At 71.9% G+C, this 22,634-nt stretch carries 24 protein-coding genes; 14 read left to right on the top strand and 10 right to left on the bottom strand.

Features of this window, described 5'->3' with window-relative positions; translation table 11 throughout:
* The first annotated feature begins 262 nt into the window (after positions 1 to 262).
* From ABIC47_RS12620 to ABIC47_RS12605, 4 genes are all read left to right on the top strand, one after another.
* The gene (locus tag ABIC47_RS12620; protein ID WP_354480838.1) at positions 263 to 2,752 is read left to right on the top strand and encodes a hypothetical protein; all 2,490 of its coding nucleotides are present in this window, start codon (positions 263 to 265) and stop codon (positions 2,750 to 2,752) included.
* Positions 2,749 to 4,899 (top strand): phosphocholine-specific phospholipase C, encoded by a 2,151-nt coding sequence (locus ABIC47_RS12615; RefSeq protein WP_354480836.1) that lies wholly within the window; start codon positions 2,749 to 2,751, stop codon positions 4,897 to 4,899. Before ABIC47_RS12620 ends, ABIC47_RS12615 begins: the two co-directional genes overlap by 4 nt.
* Before the next feature lie 70 nt (positions 4,900 to 4,969).
* The gene (locus tag ABIC47_RS12610; protein WP_354480834.1) at positions 4,970 to 5,545 is read left to right on the top strand and encodes a TetR/AcrR family transcriptional regulator; all 576 of its coding nucleotides are present in this window, start codon (positions 4,970 to 4,972) and stop codon (positions 5,543 to 5,545) included.
* 72 nt (positions 5,546 to 5,617) lie between these two features.
* Entirely contained in the window at positions 5,618 to 6,553 is a 936-nt protein-coding gene (locus ABIC47_RS12605) for an NADP-dependent oxidoreductase (protein WP_354480832.1), read from the top strand.
* A 34-nt stretch (positions 6,554 to 6,587) separates the two neighbouring features.
* Here the strand turns inward: ABIC47_RS12605 and ABIC47_RS12600 are convergent, their stop codons facing one another.
* From ABIC47_RS12600 to ABIC47_RS12575, 6 genes are all read right to left on the bottom strand, one after another.
* Positions 6,588 to 6,968, bottom strand: a complete 381-nt coding sequence (locus ABIC47_RS12600) for a VOC family protein (protein ID WP_354480830.1) — start codon at positions 6,966 to 6,968, stop codon at positions 6,588 to 6,590.
* A gap of 87 nt (positions 6,969 to 7,055) precedes the next feature.
* On the bottom strand, positions 7,056 to 7,751 hold the full coding sequence (locus ABIC47_RS12595; protein WP_354480828.1) for a helix-turn-helix transcriptional regulator: 696 nt from the start codon (positions 7,749 to 7,751) through the stop codon (positions 7,056 to 7,058).
* 112 nt (positions 7,752 to 7,863) lie between these two features.
* Positions 7,864 to 8,376, bottom strand: a complete 513-nt coding sequence (locus tag ABIC47_RS12590) for a hypothetical protein (protein ID WP_354480826.1) — start codon at positions 8,374 to 8,376, stop codon at positions 7,864 to 7,866.
* Between the two features lie 102 nt (positions 8,377 to 8,478).
* On the bottom strand, positions 8,479 to 10,080 hold the full coding sequence (locus ABIC47_RS12585; RefSeq protein ID WP_354480824.1) for an N-acyl-D-amino-acid deacylase family protein: 1,602 nt from the start codon (positions 10,078 to 10,080) through the stop codon (positions 8,479 to 8,481).
* Positions 10,077 to 10,700, bottom strand: coding sequence for a bifunctional 4-hydroxy-2-oxoglutarate aldolase/2-dehydro-3-deoxy-phosphogluconate aldolase (locus ABIC47_RS12580; RefSeq protein WP_354480822.1), 624 nt, complete (start codon positions 10,698 to 10,700; stop codon positions 10,077 to 10,079). The genes ABIC47_RS12585 and ABIC47_RS12580 overlap by 4 nt, the downstream gene beginning before the upstream one ends.
* Before the next feature lie 8 nt (positions 10,701 to 10,708).
* A complete protein-coding gene (locus ABIC47_RS12575) occupies positions 10,709 to 11,956 on the bottom strand; it encodes an alanine racemase (RefSeq protein WP_354480820.1) in 1,248 nt (415 codons plus the stop codon).
* Positions 11,957 to 12,054: 98 nt separating this feature from the next.
* Between ABIC47_RS12575 and ABIC47_RS12570 the strand changes: the two genes are divergently transcribed.
* The 3 genes from ABIC47_RS12570 to ABIC47_RS12560 are packed head-to-tail and all read left to right on the top strand — an operon-like array spanning position 12,055 to position 14,248.
* Positions 12,055 to 13,071, top strand: a complete 1,017-nt coding sequence (locus tag ABIC47_RS12570; protein ID WP_354480818.1) for a sugar kinase — start codon at positions 12,055 to 12,057, stop codon at positions 13,069 to 13,071.
* Entirely contained in the window at positions 13,068 to 13,814 is a 747-nt protein-coding gene (locus tag ABIC47_RS12565) for an IclR family transcriptional regulator (RefSeq protein ID WP_354480816.1), read from the top strand. The genes ABIC47_RS12570 and ABIC47_RS12565 overlap by 4 nt, the downstream gene beginning before the upstream one ends.
* Before the next feature lie 29 nt (positions 13,815 to 13,843).
* Positions 13,844 to 14,248, top strand: coding sequence for a RidA family protein (locus ABIC47_RS12560; RefSeq protein WP_020075776.1), 405 nt, complete (start codon positions 13,844 to 13,846; stop codon positions 14,246 to 14,248).
* 6 nt (positions 14,249 to 14,254) lie between these two features.
* On the opposite strand, the gene ABIC47_RS12555 is transcribed toward ABIC47_RS12560, so the two are convergent.
* Both ABIC47_RS12555 and ABIC47_RS12550 read right to left on the bottom strand, forming a co-directional pair.
* Entirely contained in the window at positions 14,255 to 15,043 is a 789-nt protein-coding gene (locus ABIC47_RS12555; RefSeq protein WP_354480814.1) for a thioesterase family protein, read from the bottom strand.
* Between the two features lie 7 nt (positions 15,044 to 15,050).
* Positions 15,051 to 15,950 carry an NAD(P)H-binding protein gene (locus ABIC47_RS12550; protein WP_354480812.1) on the bottom strand — a complete coding sequence of 300 codons (900 nt, stop codon included), beginning with the start codon at positions 15,948 to 15,950 and terminating at the stop codon, positions 15,051 to 15,053.
* An 81-nt stretch (positions 15,951 to 16,031) separates the two neighbouring features.
* On the opposite strand from ABIC47_RS12550, the gene ABIC47_RS12545 reads away from it, so the two are divergent.
* Positions 16,032 to 16,595: a TetR/AcrR family transcriptional regulator gene (locus ABIC47_RS12545; RefSeq protein ID WP_354480810.1), complete on the top strand. Its 564-nt coding sequence runs from the start codon at positions 16,032 to 16,034 to the stop codon at positions 16,593 to 16,595.
* A gap of 10 nt (positions 16,596 to 16,605) precedes the next feature.
* Here ABIC47_RS12545 and ABIC47_RS12540 read toward each other — a convergent pair whose 3' ends face one another.
* Entirely contained in the window at positions 16,606 to 17,184 is a 579-nt protein-coding gene (locus ABIC47_RS12540; protein ID WP_354480808.1) for a TetR/AcrR family transcriptional regulator, read from the bottom strand.
* Between the two features lie 84 nt (positions 17,185 to 17,268).
* Between ABIC47_RS12540 and ABIC47_RS12535 the strand changes: the two genes are divergently transcribed.
* The 3 genes from ABIC47_RS12535 (at position 17,269) to ABIC47_RS12525 (ending at position 19,804) form a co-directional block, all read left to right on the top strand.
* Positions 17,269 to 18,228 carry a zinc-binding dehydrogenase gene (locus tag ABIC47_RS12535; RefSeq protein WP_354480807.1) on the top strand — a complete coding sequence of 320 codons (960 nt, stop codon included), beginning with the start codon at positions 17,269 to 17,271 and terminating at the stop codon, positions 18,226 to 18,228.
* 135 nt (positions 18,229 to 18,363) lie between these two features.
* Positions 18,364 to 18,660: a DUF2277 domain-containing protein gene (locus tag ABIC47_RS12530; protein WP_354480805.1), complete on the top strand. Its 297-nt coding sequence runs from the start codon at positions 18,364 to 18,366 to the stop codon at positions 18,658 to 18,660.
* A 52-nt stretch (positions 18,661 to 18,712) separates the two neighbouring features.
* Positions 18,713 to 19,804, top strand: coding sequence for an epoxide hydrolase family protein (locus ABIC47_RS12525; protein ID WP_354480803.1), 1,092 nt, complete (start codon positions 18,713 to 18,715; stop codon positions 19,802 to 19,804).
* 22 nt (positions 19,805 to 19,826) lie between these two features.
* Here the strand turns inward: ABIC47_RS12525 and ABIC47_RS12520 are convergent, their stop codons facing one another.
* Positions 19,827 to 20,693 carry an AraC family transcriptional regulator gene (locus tag ABIC47_RS12520; protein ID WP_354480802.1) on the bottom strand — a complete coding sequence of 289 codons (867 nt, stop codon included), beginning with the start codon at positions 20,691 to 20,693 and terminating at the stop codon, positions 19,827 to 19,829.
* Between the two features lie 156 nt (positions 20,694 to 20,849).
* Between ABIC47_RS12520 and ABIC47_RS12515 the strand changes: the two genes are divergently transcribed.
* The 3 genes from ABIC47_RS12515 to ABIC47_RS12505 are packed head-to-tail and all read left to right on the top strand — an operon-like array spanning position 20,850 to position 22,633.
* On the top strand, positions 20,850 to 21,596 hold the full coding sequence (locus ABIC47_RS12515; RefSeq protein WP_354480800.1) for a hypothetical protein: 747 nt from the start codon (positions 20,850 to 20,852) through the stop codon (positions 21,594 to 21,596).
* Between the two features lie 43 nt (positions 21,597 to 21,639).
* Positions 21,640 to 21,987 (top strand): ArsR/SmtB family transcription factor, encoded by a 348-nt coding sequence (locus ABIC47_RS12510; RefSeq protein WP_354480798.1) that lies wholly within the window; start codon positions 21,640 to 21,642, stop codon positions 21,985 to 21,987.
* 1 nt (position 21,988) lies between these two features.
* Positions 21,989 to 22,633 (top strand): dihydrofolate reductase family protein, encoded by a 645-nt coding sequence (locus ABIC47_RS12505; RefSeq protein ID WP_354480796.1) that lies wholly within the window; start codon positions 21,989 to 21,991, stop codon positions 22,631 to 22,633.
* Position 22,634 lies beyond the last annotated feature (1 nt).

The raw sequence follows: 22,634 nt of genomic DNA, 5'->3' as shown, positions 1-22,634 counted from the left end.
TGCATCCGCCCCGGTGCAAACACTTGTACAGACCAGTGTGACCGCTCGTCCCGGTATCCCGCGTGTCCGTGCCCCTACGCGCCGCTGCTGAGTGCGCAGACGGTGCCAGGTGGACGGCTCCGGTTCGACGGCCGTTCACCCGTACGTCGCGAGCCCGCAGGGTCCGCGACGGCTGCGGTCGGTTGGGTGAGGACCTGTGCCGACGGGCGCGGTGCGGGTTCGGGATCCCGCCCCGCCCGCGGCCTCACCCGAAGGAGCACCCGTGCGCAGGATCACCCGGTCGACCGTCGCCGCAGCCCTCATCGGCGCCGTCGTCGCCGCGACGGCCGCACTCGGCGTCGTCGCCCAGCCGGCCGCTGCAGCGCCCGCTCCGAACGGGACGCTGACGCTCACGAACACCACGCCGGCGCCCGGCGATCCGCTCACGTTCTCGTACACGACGGACAAGCCGAACACGAAGAACTGGGTCGCGGTGTACAACGACCCTGCCACCGGCCCGACCGACGAGAAGAGCCACGGCTCCTCCACCGACTGGGCGTACGTCAACGCAACGACGGCGGCCTCCAGCGGCACGGTCACGGTCGCGAGCGCGGGGCTCACTCCTGGCCACGACCTCGTCGCGTACTTCCTGTACGCGGACGGCTACACCTGGCTCGCGCAGCCCGTCACCTTCCACGTCGGGTACGCCACCGGGGGTTCGCTCGCCCTCACGACGGCGACCCCGCGGGTCGGCGGCGACCTGACGTTCTCGTACTCCACCGGTGACGCGAACGCGTCAGGAACCGACTGGGTCGCCATCTACAACGACCCCAAGAAATCCCCGCTGAACCAGACCTACCCCGGAGCCGGCTCGACGGCGTGGTCGTACGTGTCCGGCACCTCCGGCACCGTCACCATCCCGGCGGGCGCACTCACGTCGGGACACGACGTGATCGCGTACCTGCTCGCAGACGACGGCTACACCTGGCTCGCGCAGCCCGTCGTCTTCCGGCTCGCCCCAGCGGCCTCGGGACCGACCGATAGCGGGACGCTGACCCTCCTCACGCAGGATCCGATAGCCGGGAAGCCGCTGACCTTCTCGTTCACCACCGCCACCCCCAACGCGAAGAACTGGATCGGGATCTACGACGATCCCGCAACGGCGCCGAGCGGCGGCGCGTCGCACGGAGCATCGACGACCTGGGCGTACGTGCCCAACGCGACATCGGGGACGGTCACGATCCCGGCGGGGGCGCTCACCGGCGGCCACACCGTCGCCGCCGTCCTGCTCTACGACGACGGCTACGTGAACCTGGCACCGCCCATCACGTTCGCCCTGAAAGCCGAGCCGCCGCTCACCGGGTCCACCGAGCCGACCGTCGACCACTTCCTCAGCGACGACATCGTCCGGCCCGCCGCCGCGCCGTCGACGGGCGTGCGCTTCTCCGTCGCCGGGATGTGGACCGGCGTGCGCGGCGCGGCTCCCGCCGCGGCGACGTTCACCGCGCAGGGCGGCCCGGACTGGCTCGCGGTCGCGCCCGACGGGACGGTGACGGGCACGACGCCCGCATCGATCCCGGCGCAGACCCCGTTGCTGACGGTGCTCGCCACCGAGACCAGTGGCCTGACCGCAACGCTGACTATCGAGCTGCCGATCAGCGAACCCGGTGCTCCGCCGGCCGTGCACGCCGCGACGCTGAACATGTGGGATGGCGGAACCCACGTCGACGACGCCGTCGGCAAGCTGGCGCGGTCGGTACTCGTCAACCGCTTCGACCTGATCGCGCTGCAGGAGACCGGCGGGAACGCCACCGCGGTGGCGGAGCGGCTCGGCTGGAACGTGGTCGAAGACCCGACCGGACTCGCCGTGATCGCGCCCTTCCCGCTGACCGCGCTTCCCGCACCGGCCGGGGCCGTCCTCGCCGTGTCGGCCGCCATCGGCGGGACGGACCTGCCGGTGTGGGATGTCGCCCTGGACGCCGGCGGCCCCGACCGGGCAGCGGTCTGCACCGAGGGGGCCGCGGCCGCCGTCTCCGGCGAGAAGGCGAGCACCCGGTACGCGCAGGCGCAGGCCATCGCCCGAGCCGCGCGCGCCGCTCATGCCTCGGCGCCGGAGGGCCGGCTGCTGCTGCTCGGCGACCTGGAGTCGCCGTCGGACGTCGACTGGGCCGGCGCGGCCTCGGCAGCGAACTGCGCAGCGGGCCCGGTGGCCTGGCCGGTCACGTCGGAGCTCCACGCGGCCGGCCTGGTGGATGCGTTCCGCACAGCCCGGACGGACACCGCCGCCGACCCCGGCGCGACGGCCGGCATCCTCGGCGGCACCGTGAGTGCGGCGGCGGCACGACCAGCCCTCCTCGACCGGCTCGACTACGCCTACGTCGCCGGAGCGATGACCGTGCAGGACGCCAACCTCGTCATCGACGGGTTCCCGCAGGCATCGCCGTCGAACGCCAACCGCTGGGTGTCGGATCGGGCGGCGGTGGAGGCGACCATCGTGCTCGCAGCGCCCCCGACCGGCGGCGGCGGCGCGGGCAGCGGAGGCGGAGCCGCGCCTGCCGACCCGGGCACGAGCGCCACCGCCCCGCACTCCGGCCCGCCCGGAGCGTTGGCCCGCACCGGCGACGTCCTCGGCCTGGTGATGGCCGGCCTCGCGATGGCGGCCGTCGTGATCGGCGCCCTGACGATCCTGATCCGCCGCCGGATGGACGCATCCACTCCCTCCGGCATCGCAGCAGCAGAACCGAACGCACACCCGGAGGAAGCGAACCCATGAGCCGATCCAAGCCGGAGCGCCACGCGCCCGAAGTCACGTTCGATGCGGCGCCGCCGCTCGACGAGAACGCCGCGTACGTCAGCTCCGTCCCGCGAGGGGTGAGCCGCCGGACGCTCCTCCTGGGCGGTGCCGCGGCGATCATGGCCGGTGTCGCCTACGGGACCGCCGGCCGGGCCGCCCTCCCCGCCGCCGCGGCCGCGAAACTCACCGGCACCTATAAGGACATCAAGCACGTGGTGGTCCTGATGCAGGAGAACCGGTCGTTCGACCACTACTACGGCACCCTCCCGGGCGTCCGCGGGTTCGCCGACAAGCAGATCCTGGAGTACCCCGGAGGCGGGGACATCTTCCACCAGCCGGATGCATCGCGCGCCGACGGGCAGGTGATGCTGCCGTTCCGCATGGACTCGACGAAGTACAACTCGCAGAACGCGGGCGGTCTCGATCACAGCTGGAGCGGCGGGCACACCGCGTGGAACAAGGGCGCCTGGAACCGCTGGGTCGCCGCCAAGGGCGAGCAGACCATGGGCTACTTCACCCGCGACGACATCCCCTACCAGCACGCCCTGGCCAGCGCCTTCACCGTGTGCGACGACTACCACTGCTCGCTCAACGGCCCGACGACGCCCAACCGCCTGTACCAGTGGTCCGGGATGATCAACCCGGCGGGCGGTCTCGGCGGCCCGGCCATCGACAACCCGGCCGACTACAACCCGGTGTACCGCTGGGGCACCTACGCCGAACGGCTTCAGGCGGCGGGCGTGAGCTGGAAGACCTACGCGAACGACGAGGTCGGCGACAGCGGCAGCCACCCGTACGTCGGCGACTACGGCGACAACCCGCTCTGGCTGTTCCAGCAGTACCACGACGCGCTGGCCTCCTCCGATCCGGCGACGCGGCAGCTCGCGCTCAACGGCGGGCTTCACGACGGCTGGAAGGCCGACTCCGGGCGCGGGCTCGACGTCACCTACCTGCTGTCCGACTTCGGCCGGGACTGCGCGACGAACTCGCTCCCCACCGTCTCGTACGTCGTCGCCCCGTACGGCTGGTGCGAGCACCCGTCGGCCAGCCCCGACTACGGCGCGCACTACACGAACGCCGTCGTGCAGGCGCTGTTCAGCAATCCGGAGACCTGGGCCTCGACCGTCCTGCTCATCAACTACGACGAGAACGACGGCTACTTCGACCACGTGCTGCCGCCGTTCCCGGAGGCGGGGACCGCAGACGAGTTCGTCAACGGCCTGCCCATCGGGTTCGGCTCCCGCGTGCCGCTCACGGTCGTCTCGCCGTGGTCGCGCGGTGGATGGGTGAACTCGCAGACCTCGGACCACACGTCGGTCATCCGGTTCCTGGAGGCGATCACCGGGGTCACCGAGCCCAACATCTCGCAGTGGCGGCGGACCGTCTCGGGCGACCTGCTGAGCTGCTTCGACTTCGCGCATCCCGACTTCAGCATCCCGGGGACGGACGTCGTGCCCGGCCTCGCGCAGACGCAGCAGCTGGTCGCCGCGGCGGACGCGGACCGCAGCAAGCCGCCCGTGGCCGTGCCGGCGGTCGGCGCCCAGTCCATGCCGGGACAGGATGCGGGCGCGCCCCGCCACCGGACGCTCCCTTACCGGCAGAGCGCCGACGTCGCGGTCGACCGCACGAGCGGCCGGGTCACGCTGACCATGCGCAACCAGGGCACGGTGGGCGTCAACCACCAGGTGTTCCCGAACATCGCGCTGCCCTTCCAGGCCGACCCGCACACGCTGGCGGCCGGTACGACGGCGGACTGGGTGTGGGACGCGGCGGCGACCGACGGCCTGTACGACGTCAGCGTCTATGGTCCCGACCGCTTCCTGCGCCGGTTCGCCGGAACCGTCGTGCGCGGTGACCGCCGCGACGTCGGCATCCCGCACGCGACGGCCGCCGTCGGTGCGGTCGGGTCGCGCAGCCTCCGCCTCACGCTCACGAACGAGGGTGGAGCGGCCGTCCGGTTCCGCCTGGTGGGGAACGACTTCACCGACCACGCCGAGCAGGTCACGGTGCCGCCGCGCGGATCCCGATCGGTCGACTGGCCGGTCGACGAGTGGGGCTACTACGACGTCGTCGTGACCGCGGGGACGGGAACGGGCTTCCGCTACCGCTTCGCCGGGCGGGTCTGACGTGCCCCGCTCGACGGCCCTCGAGCAACTATCGTGGGGCGACGACGTCGAGTGGATCCGAGGGCAGGTCATGGCGGGCAGCGAACCGAAGAAGCTGAGAAGGGATGCGGCGGAGAACGCCGACCGGCTGATCGCCGCGGCCGTCCGCTCGGGCCTGGCCGAGGGCAGGTTCGTCCCGCTCGAGAAGATCGCGGCCGACGCCGGGGTCGGCATCGGCACCCTGTACCGCCGCTACCCGAACCGGGAGGCGCTGCTCGAGGCGATGGCGGTGCGCGCCTACCGCCTCATCCTCGCCGAGGCGGAGGACGCGCTCGCGTCCGGCGAGACGGGCCGGGACGCGATCGCCCGCTTCCTGAGGCAGTCGTTCGAGCACCACGATCAGTTGGTCCTCCCCCTGCACGGTGGCCCGATGACCGAGGGGACGGAGTCGGCGGAGCTGCGGGGCCGGATGCAGCAGACGATGGCCGCCATCGTCGCGCGCGGCCATGCCGACGGCTCCGTGCGGCGGGAGGTCGACGCGGGCACCGTTGTCCGCTTCGGGGCCATGCTCGCGCAGCCCATGCCGAACGTCTCCGACTGGCCGCGGGCCGCCGAGGAGCAGCGGGCGATCTTCCTGCGCGGGATCTCTCCCGATACCGGGGAATAAACGGATGATTTCCTCCGCTTGATGAGAGTGCGACGCCGAGGACGGGTGCCGCGACCATCCTGAGAGGAAGTCATGACCATGAAGGCAATCCGTTTCCACGAGACCGGCGGACCGGACGTACTCCGCTACGAGGAAGCCGAACTCCCCGTCCCGGGCGCGGGCGAGGTGCGGCTTCGCGTCGCCGGCTCGGCGTTCAGTCCCGCCGACAACGGCATCCGCGCGGGCAGCCTGCCGATCCCCATCACGCTGCCGCACATCCCCGGCTACGACGTCTCGGGCACGGTCGATGCGCTGGGCGCGGGCGTCGAGGGTCTCGCCGTCGGCGACGAGGTCGTCGGGTTCCTGCCGATGACCGCCGACGGCTCAGCGGCCGAGTACGCCATCGCCCCCGCCGAGGTGCTCGCCCGGGCCCCGCACTCCATCCCGCTGGCAGATGCGGCCGCCCTCCCTTCGGTCGCCCTGACCGCGCGGCAGGCGCTGTTCGACGACGCGGGACTCACGTCGGGCCAGCGAATCCTCATCACGGGTGCGGGCGGGGCCGTCGGCGGCTACGCGGTGCAGCTCGCCAAGCGTGCCGGCGCGTACGTCATCGCCACAGCGAGCCCGCGCAGCAGCGCGACCGTCCGTGAGGCGGGCGCGGATGAGGTCATCGACCACACCGCACGCTCGGTGCTCGACGCGGTCGACGAACCGGTCGACGTCCTCCTCAACCTGGCCCCGCTGGAGCCCGACGAGTTCGCGGCCCTGGTCGCACGGGTGCGCGACGGTGGCGTGGTGGTCAGCACGACCGCGTGGATGCCCGCCCCCGACGACGCGGAGCGGAATGTCCGCAGCGTGGTCGTCTTCGTGCGGAGCGACGCGGAGCAGCTCGCCGAGCTCGTCTCCCTCGTGGACAGCGGCGACCTCCGGGTCGACGTCGCCCAGCGCGTGCCGCTCGCCGAGCTTCGCAGCATCCACGAGCAGGCCGCCGCCGGCACGCTGCGCGGCAAGGTGGTCGCCCTCCCGTAACCGGCGTCGCCTCCCCGCCCGCTCCCGCCCTCGCTCAGGGAGCGGGTTGCGGGCGCGCGAACAGGTTGACGAGGGTGCCGTCGGGGTCGCGGAACAGCGTGGAGCGGTTGCCCCACGGCATCGTCGTCGGCTCCAGCACGATGTCTGTGAGCGCGTCCCGCAGGCGGTCGAACTCGCCGTCGACGTCGTCCACCTCGAACTCGACGATGGCCGGTCCGCCACTCGATGGCCGGGGAGCGTCGTCGCCGAGCATGGCGACCGTCGCGACGTCGGCGACGGCGAGCGCCACCGTTCCCTCCCGGAACTCGGCGAACACCGGGGCGGGACGGGACGCCGTCCTCCCGGTGACGAGTTCGTAGAACCGCACGAGTCGATCGACGTCGTGGGTGATGATCCTGATCGAGCTGAAAGCCATGGTGAACCTCTCCGCCCGGGCCGGTCGACCCGCGCAGAACCATGGTCGCGTGCCCCGACGACAGCGTCCTGTCGGTGTTTCCAGGATTCAGGGTCCGAGTACCGGGCGCAGGTCTCCGTACGGGATGTCGAGGTCGGCGGCCGTGAGCTCCCGCCGCGGCGGCCTCTCGCCCGTCGGCTCGGCGGCGACGATGCGATCGCCGCGGAACGCCCGGATGGCGCTGCGCGTGCGGCACCAGGCGATCAGGTACCAGGTCCCGTCCCGGCCGACGTACCCCTGCGGCTCCACCTCGCGCTCCGTCTCGACGCCCGCCCGATCGCGGTAGCGGAGGCGGAGCACCGTCCCGGCGCGCAGGGCGTCCGAGAACCCGTCGGGCGCAGGCGCGGGAGGGTCGCCCTGGAGCAGGTGGACGCGCGCAGCGAGCGCCCGCGTCTCCTCGGCTCTGCTGCCGTCCATCACCGCGAGTACTTTGCCGAGCGCCCCTGACGCTTCGGCTCCGAACGGGCTGGACGCGAGCATCCCGAGCCCGATCGTGACGGCGAGCGCCTCCTCGACCGTCAGCCCCAGCGGAGGGAGCGTGTGCGCGGTGTCGAGGCAGTAGCCGCCGGTCCGGCCCGGCTCCGCCCAGATGGGGACGCCGGTCTGCTGCAGAGACGACAGGTCGCGCTCGATGGTGCGCGTGCTGACCTCGAACCGCTCGGCGAGGCGGCGCGCGCTGAGCGGTCGCGGCGCCACGGCCCGAAGAGCCTCGACGATCGCGTACAGCCGGTCGGTGCGGTTCATCCGTCGACTCTAGCGAGACCGTGCGCGCGGGCGCCGGACCCGGCCGCGAACGACGAAGGGCCCAGCGGATGCGCGTGAACGCGTCCCGCTGGGCCCCGTGAGGCAGCGCCGGTCAGGCCCGCAGCTGCTTGCTCGCCTTGACCTCGCGGAAGTAGTCGTTCGCGGGCTTCAGGAAGATCAGGATGGTGGCGATGACGCCGACCACGAAGCGGGCGGCGCCGAGGCCGAAGCCGCCGAGGACTTCGAACAGCGACAGCACGGTCACGACCAGGAGGACGATGCGCGCCCAGTTCGCGCCGCGACGCATGAAGAAGGCGAAGAGCACGTAGGCGGCGATGAAGAGGATGCCGAAGATGACCGCGAGCGTGACTGAGACCGCCACGCCGGCGTCCACGGCGCCGGCGGGGACCTGCTGGCCCTGCGCGGCGAGCTGACGCTGGATCTGATCCTTCAGCGAACCGACCGTGGCCAGCGAGACGATGAGCGAGATGAGGCTCAGGGCCGCACCGACGATGTACAGCCAGAACGCGATGTTCACCTGCTGCGGAGGGGTGACCGGACCGCCGGCGGCAGGGGCCGGCGACGACGAGGCGGGGTAACTCGGGGGCAGGTTGGAATCACTCACGGTGGGTCTCCTTCTGAAGCAGGTAGTTCTGGAGCTGATGGATGCGACGGCCGCTGGGCCATTGCATTTGAGCGCCGCTCACGTTATCCCTTCACGGCGCGGTTAGCAACGTCCCGCGCCGCGACGGAGCGCGCGGCCGGGGGTCGCGAGCGTCCGCTCGCCATCCTCGATCACCGGTTCGCCGGCGACGAGGACCCACGGGATGCCCTCCGCAGGGCGCCGCGGATCGTCGAACGTGGCGGCGTCGGCGACCCGATCCGGATCGAACAGGACGAGGTCTGCGACGAAGCCCGGCGCGATGCGGCCGCGGTCCTCGAGTCCGAGCCGACGGGCCGGTCGTGCCGAGAGGTGCACGATCGCCTCCTCGAGGGTCAGCACGCCCTCCTCCCGCACATAATGGCCCAAGTAGCGCGGGAAGGTGCCCCAGGCGCGGGGATGCGGCCGGTCGCCGACGAGGATCCCGTCGCTGCCCGCAGTGTGGCGGGAGTGGCGCATGACCGCGCGGACGTTCTGCTCGTCGCCCACGTGATGCAGGATGGTCGTCCCCAGGCGGTCCCGCTCCAGCAGGTCGACGTACACCTCCCCGGGCGGAAGACCGGCGTCGCGAGCGAGATCGGCGATGGTGCGGCCGACCCGGTCGGCGAGCGATCCGTCCCGCACGCCGGCCACCTGCACGGCCGCCCAGTCCACCGGGACACCGTGGCTCCCATCGCTCCCGGTCGTGTCGAGCTCGTGAGCGATCCGGACCCGCACCTCCCGATCGCGCAGTCTCTGCAGGGTGGCCTGCGGGCCGTCGGTCTGCACCCAGCTCGGCAGGAGCGCGGCGAGCGTCGTCGACCCGGGGAGGTAGGGGTAACAGTCGAGCGTCACGTCGACGCCGGCGGCGACCGCCCGGTCGACCAGGTCGAGCAGCTCGCCCGCTCGACCCCGGTTCACGTCGAAGTTCATGGTGGCGTGCGTGAGATGCAGGGCGCTCCCCGACCGTGCGGCGATGTCGATCATCTCGGCGTAGCCGTCGAGCGCGCCCGCTCCGTACGACCGCTGGTGCGGGGCGAAGAAGCCGCCGTGGCGGGCGACGACCGCGCACAGGGCGACGAGTTCATCCGTGCTCGCGAACATCCCCGGCACGTACGACAGCCCCGCCGACAGCCCGAAGGCGCCGTCGCGCATCCCCCGGTCCACCTCCGTGCGCATCGTCTCGAGCTCCTCCGCCGTCGGCGGCCGGTCCTCCGTTCCGATGACGTTCATCCGAATGGTGCCGTGGGGAAGCAGGTAGGCCGCGTTCACCGCGAGTGGATGCCGGTCCAGCTCGTCCAGGTAGTCGGCGACACGGCGCCAGCCGACGTCGCTTCCGGAGGGCAGGCCGTTCCAGCCGGCGAGCTGTTCGCGCAGGATCCCCCGCGTCCGTTCGGTGGCGGGTGCGTAGGAGAGTCCGTCCTGCCCGAGGACCTCGGTGGTGACCCCCTGCGTCGTCTTCGCCCGATGCTCCGGATCGGTGAGGACCGCGAGGTCCGAATGCGCGTGCATGTCGATGAATCCGGGAGCGACGGCCAGTCCCTCCGCAGCGACGATGCGGGCGTCCCCGGCATGGATGCGGCCTCCCACCCCATCGATCCGCCCGTTCTCGACCAGGACGTCGCCGACGACGCCCGGGCGTCCGGAACCGTCCAGGATCAGGGCGCCGCGGAGGAGGATGCCGCTCACGCGCTCAGCGCCGCCGTCGAGAACTCCCGCGCCCGCGCGGTCACCGTCGCCCAATCGGCGGCCTCGACCAGAGCGGCGCCGACCACGCTGGAACCGGCCGTGACGGCGAGGGCGCCCGCGCGCATCCAGTCGGCCGCATTGGCGGCATCGAGGCCGCCGGACGGCACGACGGGCACACCCGGGAACGGGCCCCGCAGGTCGGTGAGGTAGGCAGGGCCGACCAGCCCGGCCGGGAAGATCTTGACCGCGGCGGCTCCGAGCGCCAGCGCGCGCATCACCTCCGACGGCGTCAGCGCTCCGAGCAGGATCGGGATGCCCGCCTCGCGCGCGACCCCCGCCGCGCCCTCGCTGATCCCGGGCGTGACGAGGAACCGCGCACCGGCCGCGACCGCCGCCTCGGCCGAGCGCGCATTCGTCACCGTGCCGGCGCCGACGACCACGTCGTCGGCACAACGGACCGCCTCGGCGATCACCGCTTCGACCCCCGGCGTCGTGAACGTGAACTCGACCGTGCGGATGCCGCCCGCCGACAGCGCGCGGCACAGGGCTGCCGGGTCGTCGACGCGTGGTGCGCGGACGACGGCGAGCGCACGGTCGCGCTCGAGGGTGGGGATGAGCATCAGGACTCCTAGCCGAATAAGGTCTCGATCAGCCCGACGACCCGCGGGTCGTCGGAGAGCGCGTCGTCCACGAGCGGCAGCGCGCGCCACTTGTCGAATGCGGTGCAGGGATGCGACAGGCCCAGCCGGACGACATCGCCCACCTCGACGAGCGCGTCGGCGGGGACCCGGATGAACGTGTGCTGATCGTTCATAGCGGTCACCTCCGCTCCCTCCACCGGGACAGCGGGTCCTCCGCGCAGCGGCCGCACCGCCTGAACCTCCGGAAGGCCCTCGTCGTAGGGCAGGTCGCGCTTGCCGGCATCCACCAGGACGAGGCCCGGTTCCGGCCGCGACAGGACCGTCGCCCAGCCGTGGATCGCGGAGCGGAGCCGCTCGCCGGAGCCGCCACGGGAGAACGGTGTGATGCCGCGGTAGAAGCCGTCGTCATGGGTGATGTACGCGCCGGACCGGAGCACCACATCGACCGGCCGCCCGCGCTCGCCCTCCGGGTCGCGGAGCGGAGCCAGGACCGCCGCGACATCGTCGAAGTACGCGCTACCACCGGCGGTGAGCAGCACCGGGCCCTCCGCCGGGTAGAGATCCTGCGCATCCAGTTCCTCGTGCAGCCGCACCATCTCGGCGAGGTACGACCGGACACGGTCGAGCGATGACGTCGATGCATCGTGCGCCAGCGCACCCTCGTACCCGCCGACCCCGGCCAGCCGCAGTGTGGGAGCAGCGGCGATGGCACGCGCCACCTCGAGGGCCGCGTCGACGCCACGTGCGCCGGTCCGGCCTCCCGCCCCTCCCAGCTCGACCAGCACCGCCAGCGGCACCGGAGCATCCACCTCGTCCAGCACGCTCGCGAGGAGTTCCACGGCACGCACCGAGTCGGCCCAGACGGTCAGCCGGCCGGCGTGGGGGGCGAGAGCGCGGATCGCCGCCGGCTGAACGAGCTCGTTGGCCAGCAGAATGCGCGGGACGCCCCAGTCGAGCGCCACCGACGCCTGCCAGGGCGTTGCGACCGTGATCCCCCAGGCGCCCGCATCCAGCTGCCGTTGCCAGAGCACCCGGCTCATGGTGGTCTTGCCGTGCGGCGCCAGTCCGACGCCCGCGGAGGCGCACCAGGCCGCCATCGTCCGGAGGTTGTGGGCGAGCGCGTCTTCGCTGAGGGTGACGAGAGGGGTCGGGAATTCGGACAACGACGGGCGATCGGCCGCGAGGGTGTCGATGGCGGGTGGCCCACCGAGGGGCATCGCTTTGACGTCCGGCACAGGCCTCCCTCGCTGGTTGCACGATATGCAACGGTCATTGCGTTTTGTGTGCCTCCCTGTCTAGCATGGAGTCCGTCGATCGAGGAAGGGCACACCGCATGCGAAGCGCCGGTCTCCAGGTCACGATCGGCGAGGCGATGGTGGTCCTCTATCCGGACGCGCAGCAATCGCTGGCCGACGCGAGCACCTTCGGCTCCGACGTCGGCGGCGCGGAGTTCAACGTCGCGACCAGCCTCGCGCGCCTCGGCGTGCCCACGTCGTGGGTGTCGCGGCTCGGAACCGACGGATTCGGCGAGCGCATCCGTCGTGTCGCGGACGAGGCGGGAGTCGACACGTCCGCCGTCGAACTCGATCCCACCCGCCCGACGGGGCTCTACATCAAGGAGACGATCCGGGCCGCGGAGGGCGTCCGCACCCGGATGCACTATCACCGCAGCGGATCCGCGGCCTCTGCCCTGTCGCCGGACACCGTGGCCGCTCCGCCCGTCGCCGCCCTCCTCGCCCGGGCCGAACTCGTGCACACCTCGGGCATCACGGCGGCGCTGTCCCCCACTGCGGCCGACGCCGTCTCGGGCTTGCGGCAGGCGCTCGGTGCGAACACCCGGCTCAGCGTGGACCTCAACTTTCGCCCTCAGCTCTGGAGCGACGGCGACACCTCCGCGCTGACCGCCCTGGTCGGCCAGGCCGACCTCCTCTTCGTCGGTCGCGACGAGGCCGAGGCGTACTTCGGGCACGGCGACGCCGGTCGGCTCTTCGCTGCGCATCCCCGGCTGGACACCATCGTCGTGAAGGACGACGTCCGTCGCGCGTCCGTCCACCGGCGAAATGGTGCGGAGGTGCACGTCCCGTGCCTCACCGTGGACGTGGTGGAGCCGGTCGGCGCCGGCGACGCGTTCGCTGCCGGCTTCCTCTGCGGAGTCGCGGAGGGACGCGACGACGCCGCCAGCCTCCGCCTGGGACACGCGCTGGCGGCGCTGACGCTCACCAGCCGCGGAGACCGCCCGCCCGCCGTTCCGAACGAGACGGAACGCGACAGGATCGCGCGCGCGTCCGACGACGAGTGGGCGAGCTGGTCCGTCGGTCCGGGCACGATTCCCTGGAGCGTGTCGTCGTGAGCCAGTCGCTCGGCCGCGCGCTCGATCTCCTCGGGCTCATCGCCCGGGGCACCACCACCCTCGATCCGCTCGCCGCGGAGCTCGGCGTCCACAAGACGACGGTCCTGCGCCTGCTCCAGACGATGGAGCAGCGTGGGTTCGTCGGCCGCGACAGCCACCACCGGTATCGGATCGGCCCGGCCGTGCTCGCCCTCGCCTCCGGTGCACTGGATGCGCTGGATGTGCGCGGCGCCGCCGGTCCGGAGCTCCGGGCACTCGCCGCCGAGACCGGGCAGACCGTCCACCTCGCGACCTACGACGACGGCGTCGCGACCTACGTCGACAAGGTCGAGTCGCGGCAACCGCTCCGCATGTACTCGCGGATCGGCCTCCCCGCCGCCCTGCACGCGACCGCGGTCGGCAAAGTGCTGCTGGGAGGGCTGGATGCCGCGGAGCGCCGCGCGGTCGTCGCCGGCCTCGACTTCGAGCGCTTCACCGACCGGACGATCACCACCCCCGACGCCCTGCTCGCCGAGGTCGACCGCAGCGTGCGACGGGGCTGGGCGCAAGACCACGAGGAGCATGAGACGTTCATGAACTGCGTCGGCGCGCCCGTGCACGGCCCCGACGGTCGTGTCGTCGCCGCCATCTCGATCTCCGTTCCGAACGTCGTCCTCCCGTACGAGGGCGTCGTCGAGCTCCTCCCGGCGCTCCAGGCCGCGGCCGGGCGCGTCTCTGCGGAACTGGGCGCCCGCGCCGCCTGACCGCAGCCATCCCCCTTCGAAAGGAAGCCATGTCCGAACGCATCGCCGTCTTCACCGCCGAGGCCCCCGCCCCCGCGCACGTCTTCTCGCAGGGGGTGCGGCGCGGTCCGTTCCTCCAGGTCTCGGGACAGGGGGCCGTCGACCCCGCCACCAACGCGTACGTGCACGAGGGTGACGTGAAGGGCCAGACGATCCGGACCCTGCAGAACGTGGAGGCGATCCTCACGGCCGGCGGCGCGACCTTCGACGACGTGATGATGCTGCGCGTCTACCTGACCACGCGCGACGACTTCGCGGCGATGAACGAGGCGTACGGCGAGTTCCTCTCCTCGCGCGTCCGCTCGGGCGTTCTGCCGGCGCGCACCACGGTGTTCACCGGACTCCCCCGCGCGGAGATGCTGGTGGAGATCGACGCCCTCGCCGTGCTCGACTGAGCCGGTCTAGGCGCGTCCGGTCAGCGGCCGGACGGTGAGGATCTGCTCCGCCCGGCCGACCGGCCCGGAGACGTCGTGGAGGGCGGTGCTGGTGAGGCCCTGCCCGGTCGACCCGAAGGTGACAGTCGTGTCGAGGCCGACCCACTCCCCTGTCGGCTGCGCGAACAGGTGGATGGTCAGGTCGAGGTTGGGGAACATCCACTCGGTCGGATGCCGGCGCACGGCGATTCCGTTCGCCGTGTCGACCAGCGCGATGAAGGCGGCGTGGGGGCTGGCCTCCTCACCGGCGACGATCGCCCGATCGGTGCGCAGCCACGCGGTCGCGCGGCCCGGGCGCGGGTCCTCGGCCGCGCGCATCTCGAGCGAGGCCACGTAGCCGCCGGGCCAGGTCTCCGTCATCGGCCAGCGCCGGTCGGGACCGGGAACGGCGATCCGCTCCGGCTCGCCTCCCGCCACCTCGCGGGTGTCGCCGTCGACGGTGTACCAGGCCCGCGCGAGCACAGCGGTACGGCCCGCGATGACGACGGTCGCCTCCACCAGTTCGATGGTCCGGCCGGGACGGATGGTCTCCACGGCGATGTCGCACACGTCGGCGGCGAGGAAGCCGAGGATGTCGAAGCTCACCCGCGCGAGCGAGAGCGGAGCCGCGTCGCGGTCGGCGCGGTGGCGGTCCATCGCGTGCACGATGAGGCCGCCGAGCGGGCTGAAGTGGATCTCGCCGTCGTTCCAGGCTCCCCCCGCATCGACGGTCGGGCGGAAACGGGTGTCGTCGATGCGCTGGAAGTAGGAGTCCATCCCCCGATTATTTCGCGCCCACCGTCGCAGCGGTTCGCTCCACCGCCGGGCGCAGCACCTCGCGGCACCAGGTACGGAAGTCGGTGGGGGCGATCTCGGCCGTCGCCCAGTCCGCGTCGTAGATGCCGGCATCCTGCGCGGCGAACATCTCGATCGTGTCGGTGATCGCCCGCTCGCTCGCCCCTCGGGACCGCAGGAGCGCGGCGAAGTCTTCCATCGCGATCGGCTCGTAGGAGACCGGGCGTTCCAGCTCCTCGCTCATCACCCGGGCGATCGCGTCGGGCGCGAGGCAGTCCGGGCTGAACAGCGGGAGGTTCTCCTGCCCGTGCCAGGTGGGATCGGTGAGCAGGTCCGCCGCGCGCTCGGCGATGTCGCGGGTCGCGACCATGGCGAGCGGCCGATCGGCGGCGAACGTGAGCGAGAAGGCCCCACGGCGCACGATCGCGTCGACCTGCCCGAGCAGGTTCTCCATGTAGAACGGCAGCGACAACGCCCGGTAGGCCGCGCCGGACCGGGCGAGTTCCGCATCCATCGCGAACGCCGCGGACAGCACGCCGGCCGGCTCCCGGAAGTCGTGTCCGGCGCTGGTGACGCCGACCACGCGGCCGACTCCGTGACGACGGATGGCGGCGGAAGCGGCGCGCGCGAAGGCGAGGTAGTGCTCCTCGGCGCTCGGTGCCGCCGGGTTCGGCGGAACGAGCCAGAACAGCGCGTCCGCGCCGGGCAGGGCCGCGTCGAGGACGGCCGGGTCGGCGTGCGATCCCTCCACCACCTCCACGCGGGTGCGGACGGCGTCGTCGAGCTGGGATGCGTCCCGCACGATGACGCGGACGTCGCTGCTCCGCTCGAGCAGCAGGGTGACGAGCCGGCTGCCGATCCGGCCGGTGGGAGTGGTGACGACGATCATGAGACCTCCATAAGATGAACCTGAATTCCGGTTCCGAATGTAGCCGCGACGCCTCCCCGACGTCAACTACAGTGAGGGATCATGACCGCACCGGAACGCTCGCTGCGCGCCGACGCCCGGCGCAACCGTGAAGCCGTCCTCGATGCGGCCAGCGACCTGTTCGCACGCCACGGCGACAACGTGCAGATGGATGAGATCGCCGCCCGGGCCGGGCTCGGCGTCGGGACGCTCTACCGGCACTTCGCCGACAAGCGGGCGCTGCGGGCCGCGATCATCGCGCGCAGGTTCGCGGCGGTCACCGAACTCGCCCGGGCGGCCGAACAGCTCGATGATCCGTGGGCGGCCTTCGAGACCCTCCTCGTCGGCTACCTCGAATCGGCGCAGCCCGACGCCGCGTTCCGCTTCGCCATCCTCAGCCCGGAGGAGCCGACCTGGGCCGACATCACCGCCGAGAAGCACGCGTTCTCGGAGATCGTCGACCGGGTCGTGCAGCGCGCCGTCGACGCCGGGCTGCTGCGCCCCGACTTCCGGCCCGACGACTTCATCCTGATCACCCGCGGAGCCATGGCCAACATGTCCGGAAGCGGCGACTGGCGCCGCTACCTCGACCTCCAGCTCGACGGGATCCGCAGCACCGCCGGCTGAGCGCCGGTGATCAGCCGGCGGAGGCGGCGCGGTCGGTCCGGAAGGCGTCGATGGCGAGACCCGCGAAGCGGCGCGCCGCCGCATCCCGCCGCGAGAGCGACACAGACCCCAGGCCGCGGCCGGCGAGCAGCATGAGCACCAGGTCGTCGACGACGAAGTCGGGGCGCAGCCGCCCCTGCGCCTTCGCCCGCTTCGCGAGACCGTCCAGCATCCCGAGCAGCTCCCTGCGGTGCTGCGCGAAGGCTGCGGAGCTGTGCGCGATCGACAGGAAGGCGTCGACGAAACCCCGGTTCCGCACGTCGAGCGCGGTCAGACGCTCGATGACCAACGTGAAGCCGTGCCACGGATCGGGATCGGCGCAGCCCTCCTCGACGACCGCCCGGCACGTCCGCATCTCGACCCGGAACGCCTCGTCGATGAGCGACTGCTTCGTGGGGAACCGGCGGTAGAGCGTCGCCGGGCCGACCTCGGCGTGGCGGGCGACCTCCCGCATCCCGACGTCGAGTCCGCGCTCCGAGAAGAGGGTGCGCGCCGCCGCCAGGATGCGGTCGCGGTTGTCCTGCGCATCCGAGCGGAGGATCTGAGTCACTCGTCCTCCCGACGGTCTCACTTCGATCAAGTGGACGGGGGCGTCCACTACCGTGCGAGAGTACCGCAACGAGAAGGAGAAGACGTGCGAGCGATTGCGATCCAGGAATACGGCGACCCGAGCGGGATGGCCGTCACCGACGCCCCCGAGCCGGAAGCCGGTGCCGGGCAGCTGCTGATCGAGACGGAGGCGATCGGCGTCGGAGGCGTCGACGCGGTGATCCGGCGCGGGACGCTCGGTTCGAGCTACCCGCTGGGCATGATCCCGGGTAGCGAGGTCGCTGGGACGGTCGCCGGGGTCGGCGACGGCGTCGACCCCTCCTGGATCGGTCGCCGCGTCTGGGCGTTCACGGGTCGATCGGGCGGCTACAGCGAGCGCGCCGTCGCCCTGGTGGAGGACGTGACCCCGCTCCCCGACGACCTGTCGGCGGTGGATGCGGTGACGATCGGCAGCGCGGCCCCCGTCGCGCGATTCGCGCTCGCCCGCGCCCCCTTCGCGCCCGGCGACTCGGTGCTCATCCGCGGTGGCAGCGGCAGCATCGGGATCGCCGCGGTGGAGCTGGCGGCGCGCGCCGGCGCTTCCGCGGTGGCCGTGACGACCTCCTCCGCTGAGCGGGGTCGTCGGCTTGCGGCGCTCGGTGCGACGGACGTGCTCGACCGGTCCGGCCACGGGCCCGACGGGGCTTCCCGTCCGTTCGACGTGATCGTGGACATCGTCGGAGGCGACGGCATGCCGGCGTTCATCGACCGGCTCGCCCCCAACGGCCGCCTCGTGCTCGTCGGAGCGGTCGCGGGCTTCCCGCCCGCCGACTTCGGGGCGCGTCTTCTCCAGGGCTTCCAGGCCTCGCGCTCCGTGGCGGCCTTCAGCCTCGACTCCATCCCTCCGCTCGCGCGCTCCGCCGCACGCGCCGACCTGTTCGAGGCCGCCACCCGCGGCGAGCTGCACCCCGTCGTCCACGAGGTCATGCCGCTCGACCGCGCGGCGGACGCCCATCGCCTCATGGATGACGGCGCCGTCTTCGGCCGCATCGTCCTCACCCCCTGACCCGTCGCCGTCGCCCCCTCCGCCCACCGTCGAGTCCGCACAGACTTACCGCATTTCGCACCCCGAGCGTGCAAAGATCGCGGACTCGACGGTGGGCGGTTGGGAGGAGGGCGGTGGGCGGTATATCGTCGCGGCATGTGCCGGAACATCCGTTGCCTTCACAACTTCGAACCGCCCACGACCGACGATGAGGTGCGGGAGGCCGCACTCCAGTTCGTGCGCAAGGTCAGCGGCTCGACGCATCCCTCCCGCGCCAACACCGCGGCGTTCGAGCAGGCCATCGACGAGATCGCCGAGACGACCAGACGGATGCTCGACCAGCTGGTGACGAACGCCCCGCCGAAGAGCCGCGAGCTCGAGGCCGCGAAGGGCCGACAACGCCACGAGAAGCGCATGGAGCGCGAGGTGAGGATCCGGACGGCGTCGGCATGAGCGCATCGGGCGTGAGAGCAACGACGTGCAGCGCGGCTGCGGAGGAGGAGCGATGAAGCGTCACGAACCCATCCCGGTGCCGGAGGAGGCGATCGCCGACCTCCGTTCGCGCCTCGAGCGGTTCCGGAGGGTGCCGCTGCCACAGCGCGACGGACTCGGCGGCGTCGACCCCGAGGTGCTGTCCGACCTGCTGCGGTACTGGGCGGACGACTACGACTGGCGCGAGCACGAGCGCCGGATCGCCTCCTGGCAGTGGGTGCAGACCGAACACACCGCGGTGCCCATCCGCGCGATCGTCCGGCCCGCCGACCGCGAGGATGCGCCGGTCGTCCTCCTCCTGCACGGCTGGCCGGACTCGGTGCTCCGTTTCGAGCGCATCCTGCCCCTGCTCGGTGACGTGACGCTCGTGCTCCCCGCTCTGCCCGGGTATCCGTTCGCCGCACCGGTGGATGTGGGCGGGATGTCGTCGGTCGAGATGGCGGACGCCGTCGCCGACGCCATGGCTGAGTTCGGGTTCGACCGGTATGTGATCTCGGCGGGCGACGTGGGATGCGATGTCGGGGAGGCCATCGCCGGCCGCCACGGCTCTCACGTCAGCGCCCTGCATCTGACCGACCTCTCGCAGTACCACTTCCTCGTCGGACTCCCCGACGACCTCGACGAGACGGAGCGCGCCTACGTGGAGCGCGGCCGCGACTGGCAGCAGCGCGAGGGCGGGTACATGCACGAGCAGTCCACCCGCCCCCGAACCCTCGCGGTGGGGCTCGGCGACTCCCCCGCGGGGATGGCCGCGTGGATTCTGGAGAAACTCATCGACTGGACGGACTCCGGCGGCGACCTCCGCCGGGCGTTCACCCCCGACGAGGCCCTGACCTGGATCTCGGCGTACTGGTACACCGGCGCGATCGGCACGTCTTTCACTCCGTACGCGGCTGCCGCACCGAAGGACTGGCCGAGGATCGAGATCCCGACGGTCATGACGGTGTTCCCGCGCGACCTCGTCAATGCCCCGCGGCAGTTCGTCGAGCGGTTCTTCTCCGTCGTCGACTGGCTGGAGTTCCCGCACGGCGGTCACTTCGCCGCCTGGGAGCAGCCGACCGACTACGTCGAGGGTGTCCGGCGGGCGCTCGGCGCCGTCCGCTGATCCGCCGTCCGCTGGTCCGCCGTCAGGCGCGCTCCACCGGCAGCCACAACTCGCAGGTCGCCGTGGTGAAGTCCGCCGATCGGTCGAGGACCGCGACGATCGACGGGCCCGGCCGCAGACGCCACGGGTTGGAGGGGAACCACTCGCTCGCCGTCGCGGCCCACGCCGACTGGAGCGCCGCGGGGTAGTCCCCCTCGATGCGGAAAACCGCCCAGGTCCCGGGCGGGACCTCGATGGCGTCCAGGTCGTCCGGTGTCGGCGAGTCCACCGTTCGCGCGACGCCGTGGAGATAGGTGAGCTCGGTCCCCTCGGTGTAGTCGGGGTCGACGTCGGCGCTGACCTGGAGCAGGCCTGCGGGCTCGGTGTCGCTGAGGCCCTTGAGGCGAGCATGCTCGTCCGGCTCGATGGATGCGACGAGGGCCTGGATGTGCGGGTTGACGCCTTCGTGGATGAGCGGCACGCGAGCTGCGTGGCCCACGAGCCGGAAGGCCGGTCGGTCGGTGATTCGGGTGTCCATGGGGGTGTTCCCTTCTACGGTCAGGCGGAACCTGAGCTGCGGTTGCGTGCGAAGGGGGCCGCCATCGCGTCTCACGGTGGCGGGGCTCGCGCCGTGCACCGACCGGAACGCCCGGTTGAACGCCTCCGTGGAGCCGTAGCCGTGACGCACGGCGACGTCGAGCAGGTCGTCGCCTCCGAGCAGATCGGCGACGGCGACGGTCATGCGACGACGGCGCACATACTCTGACAGGGGCATCCCGGCCAGCGACGAGAACATGCGACGGACGTGGTACTCCGTGGTGCCGAGTCCGCGGGCGACCCCGGCGAGGTCGAGGTCGTCGGCGAGGTGGTCTTCGATCACCTCGACCACCCGGTTGAGAATCGCGATCACGGTCCCTCCTTCGCCTTTCAGCCTGGTCGGCCGTGGGACGCCGCACCCGACTATCGCGGTCCGAAACGATCGAGCCGGCGCTACGTGCGTTTCCGTTCCGCGACGTCATCCCGGAGGCTGACGCCCGCAACGGGCCACCGCACTAGCCTCGACCCTATGCTTCGCCGCGCCGCCACCGTCCTGGCCATCGTCTGCGCCGCCGCCCTCATGTCCGGGTGCTCGATGTTCGAGGGGCTGGCGCGGGATGCGACCGACCGCGACTCCGCCGCGCCCGCGGAGGCCTGCCTTCCCCGCGGCGCCGAGCCGGATCCATCCCCGACGCCGGCCCCGACGCTCGATCCGCATGTCGCCGGAGAGGTCCGGGAGGCCGTCGCCGGCGTCCGAAAGCTCGCGGGCGTCGACACGGTGAGCGAGCGCACATCGAACTCCCGAACCGCCTCGGACGATCCGAATCGTCCGGACTGCCGGGTCGTCTCCAACCACTTCTCCAGCCAGGTCGACGTCGTAATGGAGGCGGAGGCGACACCCGCACAGGCGGCGGCGGTCCCGACGACGATGGCGCAGCACCTCGCGTGGACGGGTGTGAGCCTCTCCCTGACGGTGCCGGCCGCGCCCGGGCACATCGAGACGACGGTCCACTACAGCCGGACCTTCGACCAGACCATCCCGATCGAGACCTCCACGGACGTCGCTGAGGGCCTCGCACGTCTGGCGGCGACGCCGAATGTCACCTCGCTGGAGGCGTCCATCCCGTACACGATGCGCGTCGAGTACGGCTCGCTGACGGTGCTCGTCGATGGCGCGGACCCGGCGACGCTGGATGCGGTCCGCGCGGTCATCGACACCACGGTGTTCGCCGACACCACCCTGCACGGTTCGTTCAGCAACGGCGCCAAACCCTGACCACGGGTTGACGAACGAGGCCGTCACCGCCACACTTAGGCACGTGCCTAAGTATCACGACGAGCTCGACGCCGTGCTCCGCGCCCTCGCGGACCCCACGCGGCGAGCCGTCGTGGAGCGGCTGGCAGCGTCACCGGCGGTGGTGAGCGAGCTCGCGGAACCGTTCCCGATGGCGCTGCCGTCGTTCATGCAGCACCTGAGTGTGCTCGAGAACGCCGGAGTGATCACCTCCGAGAAGCACGGGCGCGTCCGAACTGTGAGCCTACGGCCGGGCGCCCTCGACATCCTGCACCTCTGGCTCGGCGAGCAACGCACGCCCGCCGAGCACCAGGCCGACCGCCTCGGCATCCACCTCGCCCGCGCCTCGGCGCCGACCCCGAAGGACACCTGACATGACCCGCGTCCGCATGAACCTCTTCGCCTCGCTCGACGGCTACACGCCGTCCGATGTGTCGCCCGACAACCCGATGGGCGAGGACTGGGGCCGCCTCACGGCCGCTTGGGCATCGACCCGGACGTTCCGCGAGCGCATCTTCGGCGACACGAGCGGGGCCGGCACGACCGGCGTCGACGACCGGGTCGGCCGCGAGTTCTTCGCAGGCGTCGGCGCCGAGATCCTGGGCGCCGGGATGTTCGGCCTCCACTCGTTCCCCGACGACCCGGAGTGGAAAGGATGGTGGGGAGACACGCCGCCCTTCGGAACCCCGGTCTTCGTGCTCACGAGCACCGCTCCCCGCCCCGCGATCGAGATGGACGGCGGCACGACCTTCCACTTCCGCAACGCCTCCCCGGAGGAGGTGCTCGCCGAGGCGACCGAGGCCGCTGGCGGACAGGACGTCCGGGTGGGCGGCGGCTACCGCACCGCCCGCGCCTTCCTTCAGGCCGGACTGGTCGACGACCTCCACCTCATGATCACGCCGATCTTCCTGGGCCGCGGCAATCGGCTCTTCGACGACCTGACCGGCATGGACTCGACGCACACGGTGACCACCGAGGTCGCCGAGAGCGGCACCATCCACGTCACCCTGACCCGCTAGG

Origin of the sequence: Leifsonia sp. 563 (assembly GCF_040545055.1) — a bacterium.
Lineage (GTDB): Bacteria > Actinomycetota > Actinomycetes > Actinomycetales > Microbacteriaceae > Leifsonia.
Note: the sequence above shows the minus strand (reverse complement) of the source record. Positions and strands in the feature narration are given on the sequence as shown.

Excerpts from the sequence above, each read along its gene's own strand:
- ABIC47_RS12570 (WP_354480818.1), top strand. The coding sequence starts at position 12,055 with ATGCGAAGCGCCGGTCTCCAGGTCACGATCGGCGAGGCGATGGTGGTC.
- ABIC47_RS12605 (WP_354480832.1), top strand. The coding sequence starts at position 5,618 with ATGACCATGAAGGCAATCCGTTTCCACGAGACCGGCGGACCGGACGTA.
- ABIC47_RS12505 (WP_354480796.1), top strand. The coding sequence starts at position 21,989 with ATGACCCGCGTCCGCATGAACCTCTTCGCCTCGCTCGACGGCTACACG.
- ABIC47_RS12610 (WP_354480834.1), top strand. The coding sequence starts at position 4,970 with ATGGCGGGCAGCGAACCGAAGAAGCTGAGAAGGGATGCGGCGGAGAAC.
- ABIC47_RS12600 (WP_354480830.1), bottom strand. The coding sequence starts at position 6,968 with ATGGCTTTCAGCTCGATCAGGATCATCACCCACGACGTCGATCGACTC.
- ABIC47_RS12560 (WP_020075776.1), top strand. The coding sequence starts at position 13,844 with ATGTCCGAACGCATCGCCGTCTTCACCGCCGAGGCCCCCGCCCCCGCG.
- ABIC47_RS12615 (WP_354480836.1), top strand. The coding sequence starts at position 2,749 with ATGAGCCGATCCAAGCCGGAGCGCCACGCGCCCGAAGTCACGTTCGAT.
- ABIC47_RS12580 (WP_354480822.1), bottom strand. The coding sequence starts at position 10,700 with ATGCTCATCCCCACCCTCGAGCGCGACCGTGCGCTCGCCGTCGTCCGC.
- ABIC47_RS12555 (WP_354480814.1), bottom strand. The coding sequence starts at position 15,043 with ATGGACTCCTACTTCCAGCGCATCGACGACACCCGTTTCCGCCCGACC.
- ABIC47_RS12515 (WP_354480800.1), top strand. The coding sequence starts at position 20,850 with ATGCTTCGCCGCGCCGCCACCGTCCTGGCCATCGTCTGCGCCGCCGCC.
- ABIC47_RS12550 (WP_354480812.1), bottom strand. The coding sequence starts at position 15,950 with ATGATCGTCGTCACCACTCCCACCGGCCGGATCGGCAGCCGGCTCGTC.
- ABIC47_RS12525 (WP_354480803.1), top strand. The coding sequence starts at position 18,713 with ATGAAGCGTCACGAACCCATCCCGGTGCCGGAGGAGGCGATCGCCGAC.
- ABIC47_RS12530 (WP_354480805.1), top strand. The coding sequence starts at position 18,364 with ATGTGCCGGAACATCCGTTGCCTTCACAACTTCGAACCGCCCACGACC.
- ABIC47_RS12545 (WP_354480810.1), top strand. The coding sequence starts at position 16,032 with ATGACCGCACCGGAACGCTCGCTGCGCGCCGACGCCCGGCGCAACCGT.
- ABIC47_RS12595 (WP_354480828.1), bottom strand. The coding sequence starts at position 7,751 with ATGAACCGCACCGACCGGCTGTACGCGATCGTCGAGGCTCTTCGGGCC.